Genomic DNA, 263 nt, shown 5'->3' with positions numbered 1-263 from the left:
CAATTTCGAAAATGTAGTAGTTGATCCTGTTATGGTATGTAAAGGAGCAGATGAAGCATTACATCCTGAAACAAATGACTGCTTACGTGACGTTCTTGTTCCAAAGGCATTAGTTGTAACGCCAAACTTATTTGAAGCATATCAATTAAGTGGTGTGAAAATTAATTCTCTTGAGGATATGAAAGAAGCTGCAAAAAAAATCCATGCTTTAGGCGCTAAATACGTACTGATTAAAGGTGGTAGCAAACTAGGCACAGAAACCG

General features: G+C 36.9%; 1 protein-coding gene. It reads left to right on the top strand.

Features of this window, described 5'->3' with window-relative positions; translation table 11 throughout:
* On the top strand, positions 1-263 hold a 263-nt coding region (locus JDS92_RS30270), incomplete at both ends, for a PfkB family carbohydrate kinase (protein WP_199633061.1).

The organism is Bacillus cereus group sp. N12, from assembly GCF_016483575.1.
GTDB lineage: Bacteria > Bacillota > Bacilli > Bacillales > Bacillaceae_G > Bacillus_A > Bacillus_A toyonensis.
Note: the sequence above shows the minus strand (reverse complement) of the source record. Positions and strands in the feature narration are given on the sequence as shown.